The following is a 13393-nucleotide window of genomic DNA, read 5'->3' as shown; positions in this document are numbered from 1 at the left end:
TTCGCTACGGGACTCACCAGCGGGGCAACCGCAGTTCGTAGCTGGGATCCACGCGCCGCATGTAGCCGGTGTCGTCGCGGGTGCGTACACCCGACTCCAGGTACAGCCGGTGCAGCCGGTCCAGCGCCTCGTGATCGAGTTCGACGCCGAGCCCGGGTCCGGTGGGGACCCGGACGGCACCGTCCGTGAACTCCAGTACCCCGGGCCGGATCACGTCGTCGGCGCTGTTCCACGGGTAGTGCGTGTCACAGGAGTGGTCCAGGTTCGGGATGGCCGCGGCGACATGGGTCATGGCCGCGAGGCTGATGCCCAGATGCGAGTTGGAGTGCATGGACAGGGCGAGCCCGAACGCCTCGCAGACGGCGGCGAGTTCACGGGTGCGACGCAGTCCGCCCCAGTAGTGGTGGTCGGTCAGCAGCACCTGGATCGCGTTCTGCTCGATCGCGGGCCGCAGATGCTCCCAGGTGATCACGCACATGTTGGTCGCGAGCGGAAGCGGCGACTCCTTCGCCACGGCCGCCATGCCCTCGATGGTCGCGGTCGGGTCCTCCAGGTATTCGAGGACGTCGGCGAGCTCACGCGCCACGTACTCGGAAGTCTCCACCGACCAGGCCACATTGGGGTCGAGCCGCAGCGGCTGCCCGGGGAACGCCTCCGCCAGCGCCCGTATCGCCGCGATCTCCTCGTCCGGCGGGAACACGCCCCCCTTCAGCTTGAACGACCGGAACCCGTACCGCTCCTGCATCAGCCGCGCCTGCGCGACGACCCCGGCCGGGTCCAGCGCCTCCCCCCAGTCGTCGCCGACCGCCGGGCGGCCGTCCAGGGCCGGGTGCTCCGCCCACTTGTAGAAGAGGTACGCGGCGAACGGCACCGAGTCCCGGACCGCGCCGCCGAGCAGGTCGCTGACCGGGCGGCCGAGCAGCTTGCCCTGCGCGTCGAGACAGGCCACCTCCACCGCGCTCGTGGTCCAGCCGCGCTCGTGCGAGCTGGGCACGGCCGGCAGCAGCGCCGCGTCGATCGCCGCCGCGACGGCCGTCGTGTCGAAGACGTCCATGCCGACGACCGCCTTCGCCGCGGCCTCCAGGCGCTCCAGGCGTGCTGTCCCGCCCGGCGACTCGCCGAGGCCCACCGTGCCGTCCTCCAGGACGAGCTGGAGCACGATCCGCAGGGCGAGAGGCTCGTGGACGCCGTTGGAGTTGAGCAGCGGCGGGTCGCGGAAGGCGATCGGGGTGATGATCAGCTCACGGATTCTCGTGTTCATGCGGTGACGGCCTCCAGACCGTGATCGATGAGTTCGGCGAGCCGGGCGACATGCTCCGGCGTGGGGTCGAGCAGCGGCGCCCGCACCCCGCCCACGTCCAGGCCGCGGATCGTCACCCCGGCCTTCACCAGGGACACGGCATACCCCGGCACCTCGTCACGGAGCCGGACGAGCGGAGCGTAGAACTCGTCGAGCAGCGTCCGTACGACCCTCTCGTCGCCCTCTTCGAGTGCCCGGTGGAAGGCGAGAGCGATCTCCGGGGCGAAGGCGAACACCGCCGAGGAGTACAGGCCGACGCCGATGCCCCGGTAGGCGGGCGCGGTCATCTCGGCGGTCGGCAGGCCGTTGAAGAAGGCGAACCGGTCACCGCCGGGGACGGCCCGGACCGCCCGGACGAGGCGGTGCATCAGCTCGATGTCGCCGATGCCGTCCTTGAGGCCGACGACCCGGGGCAGGGCGGCGATGGCGGCCGCCGTGTCCTCGGTCAGCCGGGCCGTGCCGCGCTGGTAGAAGACGACCGGCAGGTCGGTGGCGTCGGTGACCTCCTCGACGTACCGCACCAGGCCCTGCTGCGGTGCGCTCACCAGGTACGGCGGCAGCAGCAGGATGCCGTCGGCGCCCGCTCTCCCGATCCGGGCGGCCTGGTCGCGGGCGGCCGGGACGGGGCCGCCCGCCGCCGCCAGCACCGGCACCCGGCCGGCGGTGACGGCGACCGCGACCCGGGTGGCCCGCTCGATCTCCTCGGCGGTCAGCGCGTGGAACTCACCGGTGCCGCAGGCCACGAACACGCCCCCGGCCCCGGCCGCCACCCCGGACTCGATGTGCAGGGCGAGCCGGTCCTCGTCCAGCGAGCCGTCGGCCGCGAACCGGGTGACCGGGAAGAACAGCACTCCTTGGAACTTCATGTCTCTCTCAGACGTGGGGGGTTGTCAGCCCTTGGTGGCCCCGGCCGCGATGCCGGAGACCAGCGAGCGCTGGAGGAGCAGATAGACGATCAGGCTGGGCACGAGCGCGACGACCGCGCCCGCCAGCACCACCCCGGAGCCGACCTCGGGGTCCGTGCGCAGGATGGAGAGGGCGACGGTGACCGTGTAGTCGGTGGGGTCCTTCGAGGCGATCAGCGGGAGCAGGTACTGGTCCCAGATCATGACGAACCCGAGGACACCGGCCACGCCCAGCGCCGGCTTGCACAGCGGCAGGATCACCTGCCACAGCATCCGGAACTCGCCGACGCCGTCGAGCCGCGCCGCCTCCTCGATCTCGGCCGGTATGTCCTTCATGAACTCGGTCAGCAGCATCACCGAGAAGCCCCAGGCGCCGAGCGGCAGGATCACGCCCCACACCGTGCCCTTGAGGTCGATGCCGACCACCGGCACATGGCCGAGGACCAGGGACAGCGGGATGGCGATGACCTCCTCGGGCAGCATCATCGTCAGCATGAACAGGGTCAGCACCAGCGCCTGGCCGCGGAACCTGTGCCGGGCCAGGGCGTAGGCGGCCAGCACCGACACCGCGAGCTGGAGCAGCAGCGCGCCGCCCGCGATGACCAGCGAGTTGGTGAAGTAGTCCCAGATCCCGCGCTCGCCCGCCACCTTGATGTTCAGCAGCGTGGGGTGGTGCGGCAGGAACGACAGCGAGGAGCCGCTGGGGTTCTTGCTGAGCGCGCCGGAGAGGATCGTCAGGAACGGCCCGGCGAAGACGGCGAGGGCGATCACGCAGAGCAGGATCCGCAGCGCCCAGCCGGCGCCCGGCCGGTCGCTCCAGCCGAGGGCGGTGTCGAACCGGGCGGGAGTGGCCCGCTGCTTCGCCGCCCTGGCGGGGATCGCGGGCGCCGGTGTCCGGACGGGGTCGATGGCGGGCGCGCTCATCGCACGTCTCCCCTCTTGCGCAGGTAGTTGACCGTGACGGTGAGCAGCAGCGTCACGCAGAGCAGCACGACGGAGGCCGCGGAGGCGCCGCCGATGTCGTTGCGGGTGAAGCCCAGGGTGTAGGCGCGGGTCATCCAGACCTCGGTGGACCCGGCGGGGCCGCCGTAGGTCAGTACGTACACCTCGGTGAAGACCCGCAGTCCGCGGATGGCGGCGAGGGTGAGGACGATGCCGAGCGCGGGCCGGATCGAGGGGTATGTGACATACCACAGGCGCTGCCGAAGCGAGACCCCGTCCATCGCGGCCGCCTCGTACAGCGACCGGTCCACGCCGGCGAGTCCGGCCAGGATGATCACCATGTTGTAGGGGGCGGCCATCCAGATGCCCATGGCCATCGTCGACCACAGCGCGGTGTCCGGGTTGTCGAGGAACTGCGTGGTACCGAGGCCGAAGAAGCCCAGCGCGCTGTTGATCACGCCGTCGGAGGTCGGGTAGTACAGCAGCCGCCACATCTCGCCGACCACCGCGGTCGCGGTGACGACCGGCAGGAAGACGGCGGTCCGCATGATCTTCAGGGACCGGGCCTGGCCCTCCAGCAGCACCGCCAGCACGAAGCCGACGACGATCGCGCCGAGCGACTGCCCGATGCCCAGGACGAGCGTGTGCCCGACCGCGTCCTGGAAGCGGTGGTCGCCGAGCACCCGGCTGTAGTTGTCGAGGCCCACCCACTGGTCACCGAGGAACGGGCGCACCTTGAAGAAGCTGAGCCAGATGCCCTTGCCCATCGGCAGGAACTTGAAGACCAGGGCGAGCAGCAGCCCGGGGGCGAGGAACAGCCAGGGGACGAGGGCCTTGCGGACGGAACGGCCGCGCCGCCGGGGCGGGGGGTCGATGGTCGCGGTCACTTCAGCAGCCCCTGGTCCTTGAGGTCGCCTGCGAGGGTGTCGTCGAGCTCCTTGAGCCCGGCGCCGACGTCACTGCCGCAGTAGGTGAACAGCGCGTTGAGGCTGTCGGCGGTGTCCTGCTTGATCGGGGCGAAGTCCGGCGCGTTCGGGAACTGCGCGGAGTCGTCCTCGTACGCCTTCTGTACGACGCTCCAGCGGGCGTCGCCGCGCACCTGCGCGGCGTCCAGGGTGGAGTTGACGGGGATGCGGACGACCGGCTGGTTCTTGCCGGTCATGGCCAGCCGCTGCCCTTCCGCAGAGACCAGGAACGCGGCAAGTGCCTCTTCCTGCTTGCTCTTCCCGGTCTTCGCCCCGAAGTAGATGTTCTCGCCGTCGGCCAGCACGGTGGAGCCCACCGGTCCGGCCGGCGCGGGCACGACCTCGTACGTGTCCTTGCCCGGCGTGGTGTCGTAGGTGGCGATGTTGTACGGACCGGTCATGTACATCCCGGCGTTGCCGTCCTGGAAGTTGGTGGCGGTGCCGGTGACGGCGCTGACCGCGCCGGGCTGGATGACACCGTTGTCACCGCAGAAGAGGTTGTCCTTCAGCCAGGTGACGGTCCGTACGGCCGCCGCCGAGTCGGCGACCGGGCGGTACGTGCCCTTGCCGGCCGGCTCGATGAGCTGTGCGCCGCCCTGCCACAGGAAACTGGAGGCCCACCAGGCGACGTACCCGTTCTGCGCGCTGCCCGGGACGACGATGCCGTACGTGTCCTTCTTGCCGTCCCCGTCCGGGTCGCGGTCGGCGAAGGCCTTGGCGACGTCGAGCATCTCGTCCCAGGTCGTGGGCGCCTTCAGGCCCAGCTTCTTGAGCCAGTCCTTGCGGATCATCAGGGTCTGGGCCTGACGGGAGTAGGGGATGCCGTAGTGCCGGCCGTCCAGTCCGACGGTCGACGCCCAGCTCTTGGCGCTGATCTCGTCGTGCCCGGCGATCGATGCCGGGTCGACGGACTTGAGCAGGCCCTGCGCCTGGTAACTGCCCATCAGTGCGGTGTCGTTGATCATCACGTCGGGCAGGTCCTTGGTGGAGGCCCGGCTCTGCAGCTGCTGGTCGAAGTTGATGACCGGCTGATAGTCGATCTTGATACCGGTCTTCTCGGTGAAGGCGGCGAAGACGCGTTCGTAGGTGGCGGCGGGGTCCGGGTTGCTCCGGGTCCACACCTCCAGCGTGTTCGGGTCGCCCGACCCCGCGGTGTCGGAACCGGAGCCGCAGGCGGCCGTTCCGAAGGCGAGTCCCGCTGCGGCGAGGGCGGCTGCCAGGCGGCGACGTCGTCGGCGTACGCCCATGGACACCTCCGAGTTCATATCCGTGAACTCTTTTCACGAATCTAAATGATGGGCCAAGCTACGAATCGTTTCATCCGTATGTCAAGACATGGCCGAAAAGATTTCAGGGGAGGCTGTGCCGCGTTCGGCGAGTCGAACGGGGCGAGGGGGTACGACAGTTCGCCGCGTGGGGTGGCCGTCGGCTTCGCTCCCGTCCGTACGCGGTGCCCGGTCCGGCCGGGGCAAGGATCTTGAGGTGACCCGTAACCCGTCGGCCGGTCCGGGGTTGGTAGCGGTGGGGTGCCCGCTGCCTGTGCCCGGTGCCCGCCGATCAACTCGCCTCTGGACAGCGGGGAGGACAGCGAGCCGTGGCCGTGACGGAGTCGGTGACCGGGGAGACGTCCGGGGGAGCGCACGCGGCGCACGAGGGGATCCTGAGACGCCAGTCCGCCCGCGAATCGCGCGCCCGCACCTACGCGCGCGCCCTCCCCATCGTGCCGGTGCGCGCCCGCGGCCTGACCATCGAGGGCGCCGACGGCCGCCGCTACCTGGACTGCCTCTCCGGCGCCGGCACCCTCGCCCTCGGCCACAACCACCCCGTCGTGCTGGAGGCCATCCGCAAGGTCCTCGACTCCGGCGCCCCGCTCTCCGTCCTCGACCTGGCCACCCCCGTCAAGGACGCCTTCATCACCGAACTGTTCCGCACCCTGCCACCCGGCCTCGCAGACCGTGCCCGCGTCCAGTTCTGCGGGCCCGCCGGCACCGACGCCGTCGAAGCCGCCTTCAAACTCGTCCGGGCCGCGACCGGCCGCACCGGCATCCTCGCCTTCACCGGCGCCTACCACGGGATGACCACCGGCGCCCTGGCCGCCTCGGGCGGGGCCGGCGACGTCCGCGTCGCCCGGCTGCCCTACCCCCAGGACTACCGCTGCCCGTTCGGCGTCGGCGGCCCGCGCGGCGCCGAACTCGCCGCCCGCTGGACCGAGTCCGTCCTCGACGACCCCAAGTCCGGCGTCCCCCTGCCCGCCGGAATGATCCTCGAACCCGTCCAGGGCGAAGGCGGGGTCATCCCCGCCCCCGACGACTGGCTCCGCCGGATGCGCCGGCTCACCGCCGACCGGTCCATCCCCCTCATCGCCGACGAAGTCCAGACCGGGGTGGGCCGTACCGGCGCCTTCTGGGCCGTCGAACACAGCGGAGTCACCCCCGACGTGATGGTCCTCTCCAAGGCCATCGGCGGCAGCCTCCCCCTCGCCGTCGTCGTCTACCGCGACGACCTCGACGTCTGGGAACCCGGCGCCCACGCCGGTACCTTCCGCGGCAACCAACTCGCCATGGCCGCCGGCACCGCCACCCTCGCCCACGTCCGCGAAAACGCCCTCGCCGACCGTGCGCGCCTCCTCGGCTCCCACATGCTCACCCAACTCCGCACCCTCCAGTCCGACTTCGCCTGCGTGGGGGATGTGCGGGGCCGCGGGCTGATGATCGGCGTGGAGTTGGTGGATCCCGAGGGCGACGGCCGTACGGGGCAGCGGGCGGTCCCGACTTCGGCCCCGGCCCCGGCCCCGGGATTGGGGCTGGGGCTGGCGCTTGGCGATTCTGCGGCCGGTTTGGCGGAGACGGCGGGTGACGGGGTGTGCGTGGGCCGGCGGGGCGGTGGGGCCGGTTCGGCGGGGATGGCGGGTGGGGCGGTGCGTGGCGGCGGCCGGGGTGGTGGAGCCGGTTCGGCGGAGACGGCGGGTGAGGCGGTGCGTGGTGGTGGCCGGGGTGGTGCGGTCGGTTCGGCGGGGATGGCGGGTGAGGCGGTGCGTGGTGGTGGCCGGGGTGGTGCGGTCGGTTCGGCGGGGATGCCGGGTGCCGAGGCGAACGCCGCTTGGTCGGACGGTGCGGCCCGATCCGGGCCGCACCCCGCCGCTCCCGAACTGGCCTCCGCCGTGCAGCGCGCCTGTCTGGAGCGAGGCCTGATCGTCGAACTCGGCGGCCGCCACGCCGGTGTCGTACGACTCCTGCCGCCGCTGACCATCACCGACGAACAGGCGACCGCCGTACTGGACCGCCTTGCCGACGCCATCGCGGCAGTGGCCCGCGACCCGGCCGCCCACGGCGTCCGGCGCCGACGCCCGGACGGCCGCGAGGAGCCGGCTGGGTAGCCGACGGATCCGGGAGCGGCCGACGCGTTCGACCCGTCCGGGACGGCCCGGCCGGACGACGCGGGTGATGCCTCCGAGGCGGACCGGTCGCCCGGAGCAGGGGAGCAGCGGAGCCGCGGAGCCGCGGAGCAGCCGGAGGGCCGGGGCGCCGTCGGCACCGAGAGGCAACCGGCCCGCCGGACCGTCCGGAATCCCTGGCCCTCCGCCGGAACCCCAGGGCCAGACCGGTGGCCGGCCCCTCCGTCCCCGCCTCGCCCCGCCTCGACTCGACCCGACCGACCCGACCAGGGCGAATCGGCCGACCCGCCCCCGACCCCCTTCATCGGCTTCCTTCCCTCCCTCCCACCCACTCCTCCGGACCGACAGCACTCCACCCACCACCTCTCACCTCCCGACCAGCCCCGTTCGCCCGGCACGAGGACGAACCCGCACCGCCCGAGCCCCGAGGAACCCCCTTGAACGCCACCCCCACCCCGGACGACCACGGAGACCAAGGCCCACAGGGACGCCCCGTTCCGCTCGCCGAGTCGGTTCCCCAGCAACGCGGCCGTACCTCCTCGCCCGAGAGCCCCCGCGACGACACCGGGGACCTCCTGGAACACCCCGATCCCCACACCGCCGCCCAGGCCGCCGCCGTGGAGAACCTGCTCCGCTGCTGGGTACGCGAGACGAACCTCCCCGCGCCCGACACCGGCACCCTCCGCATCCCGCTGCCCGCCAGCGGCGCGGGTCTGCTTACCCCGGTCCGCCACTGGTCCCCGACCGGGTGGCACCGCTTCGGCCCACCCCGCCTGACCAACGCCCCCCACACCGCGCCACCGGTCGACGCGGTCACCCTCGCCGCCCTGCTCACCCGCGAGACGGCGGCGGGAGCCGGAGGCGCCGGCGGCGGAGCCGGAACCGGAGCCGGAACCGGAGTCGGAACCGGAGCCGGAACCGGAGTCGGAACCGGAGCCGGAACCGGAGGCGGGGCCGTCGCTGGAGGCGGGTCCGAGGGCGCCGGAGCCGACGCCAGCCCCGGTCCCACCGAAGGCACCCCCGGCGCCGCCGAGCACGCCCCCGCCCCCGCCCCCGCCCCCGTCGCCCCGGCCGCCCCCGCCGATGGCCTGCCGACCGCCCGAGCCACCCCGGACGACGGTGATCTCGTGGCCCGGGTCGCCGACTCCCTGCGCCGTACGGTCACCTTCGTCGCGGACCGGCGCGCCCACCCCGCCGACGGCCCCGACCGCTTCCTCGGCGCCGAGCAGGCACTCCTCCTCGGGCACCCGCTGCACCCGACCCCGAAGAGCCGAGAGGGACTCACCGACTCCGAAGCCCGCCTCTACTCACCGGAGCTGCGCGGCTCGTTCCGTCTGCACTGGATGGCTGTCGCCTCCTCCCTCCTCGCCACCGACTCGGCCTGGACCGAGCGCGGCCGCCCCGTCCCCGCACCGGACCTCGTGCAACGCCTGGTCGGCACGGCCCTGCCGCTGCCCCTTCCCGACGGCTACGCCGCCGCCCTGCCCCTGCACCCCTGGCAGGCCCGTGAGATCCGCCACCGCGAGGAGACCGCCGCCCTGCTCGACGCCGGGCTCCTCCGGGACCTGGGCCCGCTCGGCACCCCCTGGCATCCCACCTCCTCCGTACGAACCGTCCACCGCACCGGCGCCCCCGCGATGCTCAAACTGTCGCTGGGCCTGCGCATCACCAACTCCCGCCGGGAGAACCTCCGCAAGGAACTCCACCGGGGCGTCGAGGCGCACCGCCTGCTCCGCACCGGCCTCGGCAAGCACTGGCAGGCCGCCCACCCCGGCTTCGACATCGTCCGTGACCCCGCCTGGCTGGCCGTCGACGGCCAGGACGGCCGCCCCGTGCCCGGGCTCGACGTGGTCATCCGGCACAACCCGTTCACCCCGGCCGACGACGTGTCCTGCGTCGCAGGGCTGGTCACCCCCCGGCCCCTCGACGCCCCGGCGGCGCCCGGCAGGCCCCGGCCGAACCGGTCACGGCTCGCCACGCTGCTCGCCCGGCTGGCCGAACGCACCGGCCGACCTGTCGGCGCCGTCGGTGCCGAGTGGTTCCTGCGTTACCTGGAGCAGGTCGTCCGCCCGGTGCTCTGGCTCGACGGCGAGGCCGGCATCGCCCTGGAGGCCCACCAGCAGAACACCCTGCTCCTGCTGGACGCCGACGGCTGGCCCGCAGGCGGCCGCTACCGCGACAACCAGGGCTACTACTTCCGCGAGTCCCGGCGGGCCGACCTGGACGCCCGGCTGCCCGGCATCGGCGAGCACAGCGACACCTTCGTCTCCGACGAGGTCACCGACGAACGCTTCGCCTACTACCTCGGCATCAACAACGTGCTCGGTCTGATCGGCGCGTTCGGCTCCCAACGGCTCGCCGACGAACACCTGCTGCTCGCGGCGTTCCGCCGGTTCCTCACCGACGCGGCCTCCGGTCCCGCCCGGCTGCGCAGCTCCCTGCCCGGCCGCCTGCTCGACTCACCCGTCCTGCGCTGCAAGGCCAACCTGCTGACCCGGCTGCACGGCCTCGACGAACTCGTCGGCCCGGTCGACACCCAGTCCGTCTACGTCACCATCACCAACCCCCTCCACTCCTGACCCTTCCGATCCCACCGACCGACGCCTGGACCGCACCACTCGCCACAGCCCTACCCGCCACCGACCCACTCACCACCGGCCGCACGCCGCACTGCCTTTCTCACACCACCTCTCTTGCACGACCTTTCCCGACCCTCGCACGACCTTTCCCGCACCGCCTTTCCCGCACCGCCCTTCATCCACCGACCGAGGAACATGACCCACCTCGTCTCCTGAGAGGAGCGCACCGTGCCTCCCACCGACGCGAGCGCCGACGCAGGCCCCGTCCCGGTTCACCCCGTGCACCCTGTCCATCCCGGCCGTTCCGGCCACCCCGGACCCGCCGAGGACGTCCGGGACTGCGAGGACACCCTGGACCTCCGCCTTCCCTCCGAACTCCGCGCCCTCTTCGCCGGACAGGCACCCGACACACCCGACACACCTGACGCACCCGACGCGTCCGGTGCGCTCGACACGGTCGACCTGCTCGACCAGGTCGGGACCTGGGGCCCCACCGAGACGCCCGTCGGCTCCTTCCGGCTCCAGCCGGTCCGTGTCGAACGCGACCTGCCGGTCATCAGCCGCTGGATGAACGACCCCGCCGTGGCCGTGTTCTGGCAACTGGCCGGTTCACTGACGCAGACCGAGGACCATCTGCGTGCCCAACTCGCGGGAGACGGGCGCAGCGTGCCGTGTCTGGGCCTGCTCGACGGCACCCCGATGAGCTACTGGGAGATCTACCGGGCCGACCTGGACCCGCTCGCCCGCCACTATCCGGCCCGCCCGCACGACACCGGGATCCACCTCCTCATCGGCGATGTCGCCGACCGGCGACGGGGACTGGGGTCCGCCCTGCTCAGAGCCGTGGCCGATCTCGTACTCGACCGCCGCCCGGCCTGTGCGCGTGTCGTCGCGGAGCCCGATCTTCACAACACCCCCTCCGTGGCCGCCTTCCTCAACGCCGGCTACCGCTACGCCGCCGAGATCGACCTGCCTGCCAAACGGGCCGCCCTCATGATCCGGGACCGGTCCCTACGTCATCTGATGTAGCGCTGAGTGATTGCGCGTACACATGTAGTACGAAGCGGCGACCGATCAAGTTCCCGGCCGTCCGGAAGAATTCGGACCGGTCCGGTCTCCGGCCTGCCCTTCTCCCCCTTGGCCCGTCCGCCCAGGAGCCCCGGCGTGATCCCACCCCTCGTCCCCGCCTTGATCGCCCGATTGTCAGTGCCGGGTCGTAGGGTGGTCGCGCTATGACGAAGCCCTCACTCCCTGAACTCCTGCATGCCGCTGTCACAGCTGTCGGCGGCACGGAGCGCCCCGGCCAGGTGACCATGGCCGAATCGGTCGCCGGAGCGATCGACGACGGATCCCATCTGCTGGTCCAGGCCGGCACCGGCACCGGCAAGTCGCTCGGCTATCTGGTGCCCGCGCTCGCCCACGGGGAGCGGGTCGTCGTGGCGACGGCGACCCTGGCCCTGCAGAGACAGCTCGTGGAGCGGGACCTCCCGCGGACCGTCGACGCCCTGCACCCGCTGCTGCGCCGGCGGCCCGAGTTCGCGATGCTCAAGGGCAGGTCGAACTATCTGTGCCTGCACCGTCTGCATGAAGGGGTCCCGCAGGACGAGGAGGAGGGCCTCTTCGACCAGTTCGAGGCGGCCGCGCCCACCAGCAAGCTGGGCCAGGACCTGCTGAGGCTGCGGGACTGGTCCGACGACACCGAGAGCGGCGACCGCGACGACCTCACCCCGGGCGTCTCCGACAAGGCCTGGGCGCAGGTGTCGGTCTCCTCCCGGGAGTGCCTCGGCGCGTCCAAGTGCGCCTACGGCGCGGAGTGCTTCGCCGAGATGGCCCGCGAGCGAGCGAAGCTCGCCGAGGTGGTCGTCACCAACCACGCCCTGCTCGCCATCGACGCCATCGAGGGTGCCCCGGTCCTCCCGCCGCACGAGGTGCTGATCGTGGACGAGGCACACGAGCTGGTCTCCCGGGTCACCGGCGTCGCCACCGGCGAGCTCACCCCGGGCCAGGTCAACCGCGCCGTCCGGCGGGCCGCCAAGCTGATCGACGAGAAGGCCGCCGATCAGCTCCAGACCGCCGCCGAGGGCTTCGAGCGGCTGATGGAGCTGGCCCTGCCGGGCCGTCTGGAGGAGATCCCGGAGGATCTCGGCTATGCGCTGGCGGCCCTGCGGGACGCGGCCCGCACCGTGATCTCCGCGATCGGCACCACCCGCGACAAGTCGGTCCAGGACGAGGACGCGGTCCGCAAGCAGGCACTGGCCTCCGTGGAGAGCGTGCACGACGTGGCCGAGCGAATCGTGAACGGCTCCGAGTGGGACGTCGTCTGGTACGAGCGTCACGACCGCTTCGGCGCCTCCGTCCGCGTCGCCCCGATGTCCGTGTCGGGCCTGCTCAGGGAGAAGCTCTTCGCGGACCGCTCGGTCGTCCTCACCTCGGCGACCCTCAAGCTCGGCGGCGACTTCAACGGCGTCGGCGCCTCCCTGGGCCTCGCCCCGGAGGGCACGGAGGGCGAGGACCTCCCGCAGTGGAAGGGCCTCGACGTCGGATCCCCCTTCGACTACCCGAAGCAGGGCATCCTCTATGTCGCCAAGCACCTGTCCCGCCCCGCGCGGGACGGCGACCGCGCCGACATGCTCGACGAACTGACCGAACTGATCCAGGCCGCCGGCGGCCGTACCCTCGGTCTCTTCTCCTCGATGCGGGGCGCCCAGCAGGCCGCCGAGGAACTGCGGGTCCGGATCCCCGAGTTCCCGATACTGCTGCAGGGCGAGGAGACCCTCGGCGAGCTGATCAAGAACTTCGCGGCCGACCCGAAGACCTGTCTGTTCGGCACGCTGTCGCTGTGGCAGGGCGTGGACGTCCCCGGCCCCAGCTGCCAGCTGGTCGTCATGGACAAGATCCCGTTCCCGCGTCCGGACGACCCGCTGATGAGTGCCCGGCAGAAGGCGGTCGAGGACGCCGGCGGCAACGGCTTCATGGCGGTCGCCGCCACCCATGCCGCGCTGCTGATGGCCCAGGGCGCCGGTCGGCTGGTCCGGGCGTCGGGGGACCGGGGCGTGGTCGCCGTCCTCGATCAGCGGCTGGCCACCGCGCGGTACGGCGGGTATCTCAAGACGTCACTGCCCGACTTCTGGTACACCACGGACCGTAACCAGGTCCGGAAGTCGCTGGCGGCGATCGACGCGGTGGCCCGGCAGGCGGAGGCGCAGTGATCGCGGGTTGGGCGGGCCGGCGCCGGGGAGGCCCACCCCCCCTCCCCGGCCGGCGGGGGGGGGGGGGGGGGGGGTGCAATACCCCCGGCCCGGGGCGGG

The 13393-nt window shown here is 72.3% G+C and carries 9 protein-coding genes; 4 read left to right on the top strand and 5 right to left on the bottom strand.

The window, feature by feature from the left end; all coding sequences use genetic code 11:
• Window positions 1–13: 13 nt before the first annotated feature.
• The 5 genes from ACGFZS_RS46320 to ACGFZS_RS46300 are packed head-to-tail and all read right to left on the bottom strand — an operon-like array spanning window position 14 to window position 5377.
• Window positions 14–1261, bottom strand: coding sequence for a glucarate dehydratase family protein (locus tag ACGFZS_RS46320; RefSeq protein WP_393800246.1), 1248 nt, complete (start codon window positions 1259–1261; stop codon window positions 14–16).
• Window positions 1258–2166: a 5-dehydro-4-deoxyglucarate dehydratase gene (locus ACGFZS_RS46315; RefSeq protein WP_393800245.1), complete on the bottom strand. Its 909-nt coding sequence runs from the start codon at window positions 2164–2166 to the stop codon at window positions 1258–1260. Before ACGFZS_RS46315 ends, ACGFZS_RS46320 begins: the two co-directional genes overlap by 4 nt.
• A 24-nt stretch (window positions 2167–2190) precedes the next feature.
• A complete protein-coding gene (locus ACGFZS_RS46310; protein ID WP_393800244.1) occupies window positions 2191–3129 on the bottom strand; it encodes a carbohydrate ABC transporter permease in 939 nt (312 codons plus the stop codon).
• Entirely contained in the window at window positions 3126–4034 is a 909-nt protein-coding gene (locus tag ACGFZS_RS46305) for a carbohydrate ABC transporter permease (protein WP_393800243.1), read from the bottom strand. Before ACGFZS_RS46305 ends, ACGFZS_RS46310 begins: the two co-directional genes overlap by 4 nt.
• A complete protein-coding gene (locus ACGFZS_RS46300) occupies window positions 4031–5377 on the bottom strand; it encodes an ABC transporter substrate-binding protein (protein WP_393800242.1) in 1347 nt (448 codons plus the stop codon). Before ACGFZS_RS46300 ends, ACGFZS_RS46305 begins: the two co-directional genes overlap by 4 nt.
• A gap of 329 nt (window positions 5378–5706) precedes the next feature.
• Between ACGFZS_RS46300 and ACGFZS_RS46295 the strand changes: the two genes are divergently transcribed.
• The 4 genes from ACGFZS_RS46295 (at window position 5707) to ACGFZS_RS46280 (ending at window position 13294) form a co-directional block, all read left to right on the top strand.
• A complete protein-coding gene (locus tag ACGFZS_RS46295) occupies window positions 5707–7488 on the top strand; it encodes a diaminobutyrate--2-oxoglutarate transaminase family protein (protein WP_393800241.1) in 1782 nt (593 codons plus the stop codon).
• Between the two features lie 455 nt (window positions 7489–7943).
• Window positions 7944–10085, top strand: coding sequence for an IucA/IucC family protein (locus ACGFZS_RS46290; RefSeq protein ID WP_393800240.1), 2142 nt, complete (start codon window positions 7944–7946; stop codon window positions 10083–10085).
• Window positions 10086–10313: 228 nt separating this feature from the next.
• Window positions 10314–11114, top strand: a complete 801-nt coding sequence (locus ACGFZS_RS46285; RefSeq protein ID WP_393800239.1) for a GNAT family N-acetyltransferase — start codon at window positions 10314–10316, stop codon at window positions 11112–11114.
• 203 nt (window positions 11115–11317) lie between these two features.
• Window positions 11318–13294, top strand: coding sequence for an ATP-dependent DNA helicase (locus ACGFZS_RS46280; protein WP_393800238.1), 1977 nt, complete (start codon window positions 11318–11320; stop codon window positions 13292–13294).
• Window positions 13295–13393: the final 99 nt, after the last annotated feature.

Origin of the sequence: Streptomyces sp. NPDC048288 (genome assembly GCF_043201555.1) — a bacterium.
In the GTDB taxonomy this organism is placed as follows: domain Bacteria; phylum Actinomycetota; class Actinomycetes; order Streptomycetales; family Streptomycetaceae; genus Streptomyces.
This window is presented reverse-complemented; position numbering and strand designations above follow the sequence as displayed.

Excerpts from the sequence above, each read along its gene's own strand:
- ACGFZS_RS46320 (WP_393800246.1), bottom strand. The coding sequence starts at position 1,261 with ATGAACACGAGAATCCGTGAGCTGATCATCACCCCGATCGCCTTCCGC.
- ACGFZS_RS46310 (WP_393800244.1), bottom strand. The coding sequence starts at position 3,129 with ATGAGCGCGCCCGCCATCGACCCCGTCCGGACACCGGCGCCCGCGATC.
- ACGFZS_RS46315 (WP_393800245.1), bottom strand. The coding sequence starts at position 2,166 with ATGAAGTTCCAAGGAGTGCTGTTCTTCCCGGTCACCCGGTTCGCGGCC.
- ACGFZS_RS46280 (WP_393800238.1), top strand. The coding sequence starts at position 11,318 with ATGACGAAGCCCTCACTCCCTGAACTCCTGCATGCCGCTGTCACAGCT.
- ACGFZS_RS46300 (WP_393800242.1), bottom strand. The coding sequence starts at position 5,377 with ATGAACTCGGAGGTGTCCATGGGCGTACGCCGACGACGTCGCCGCCTG.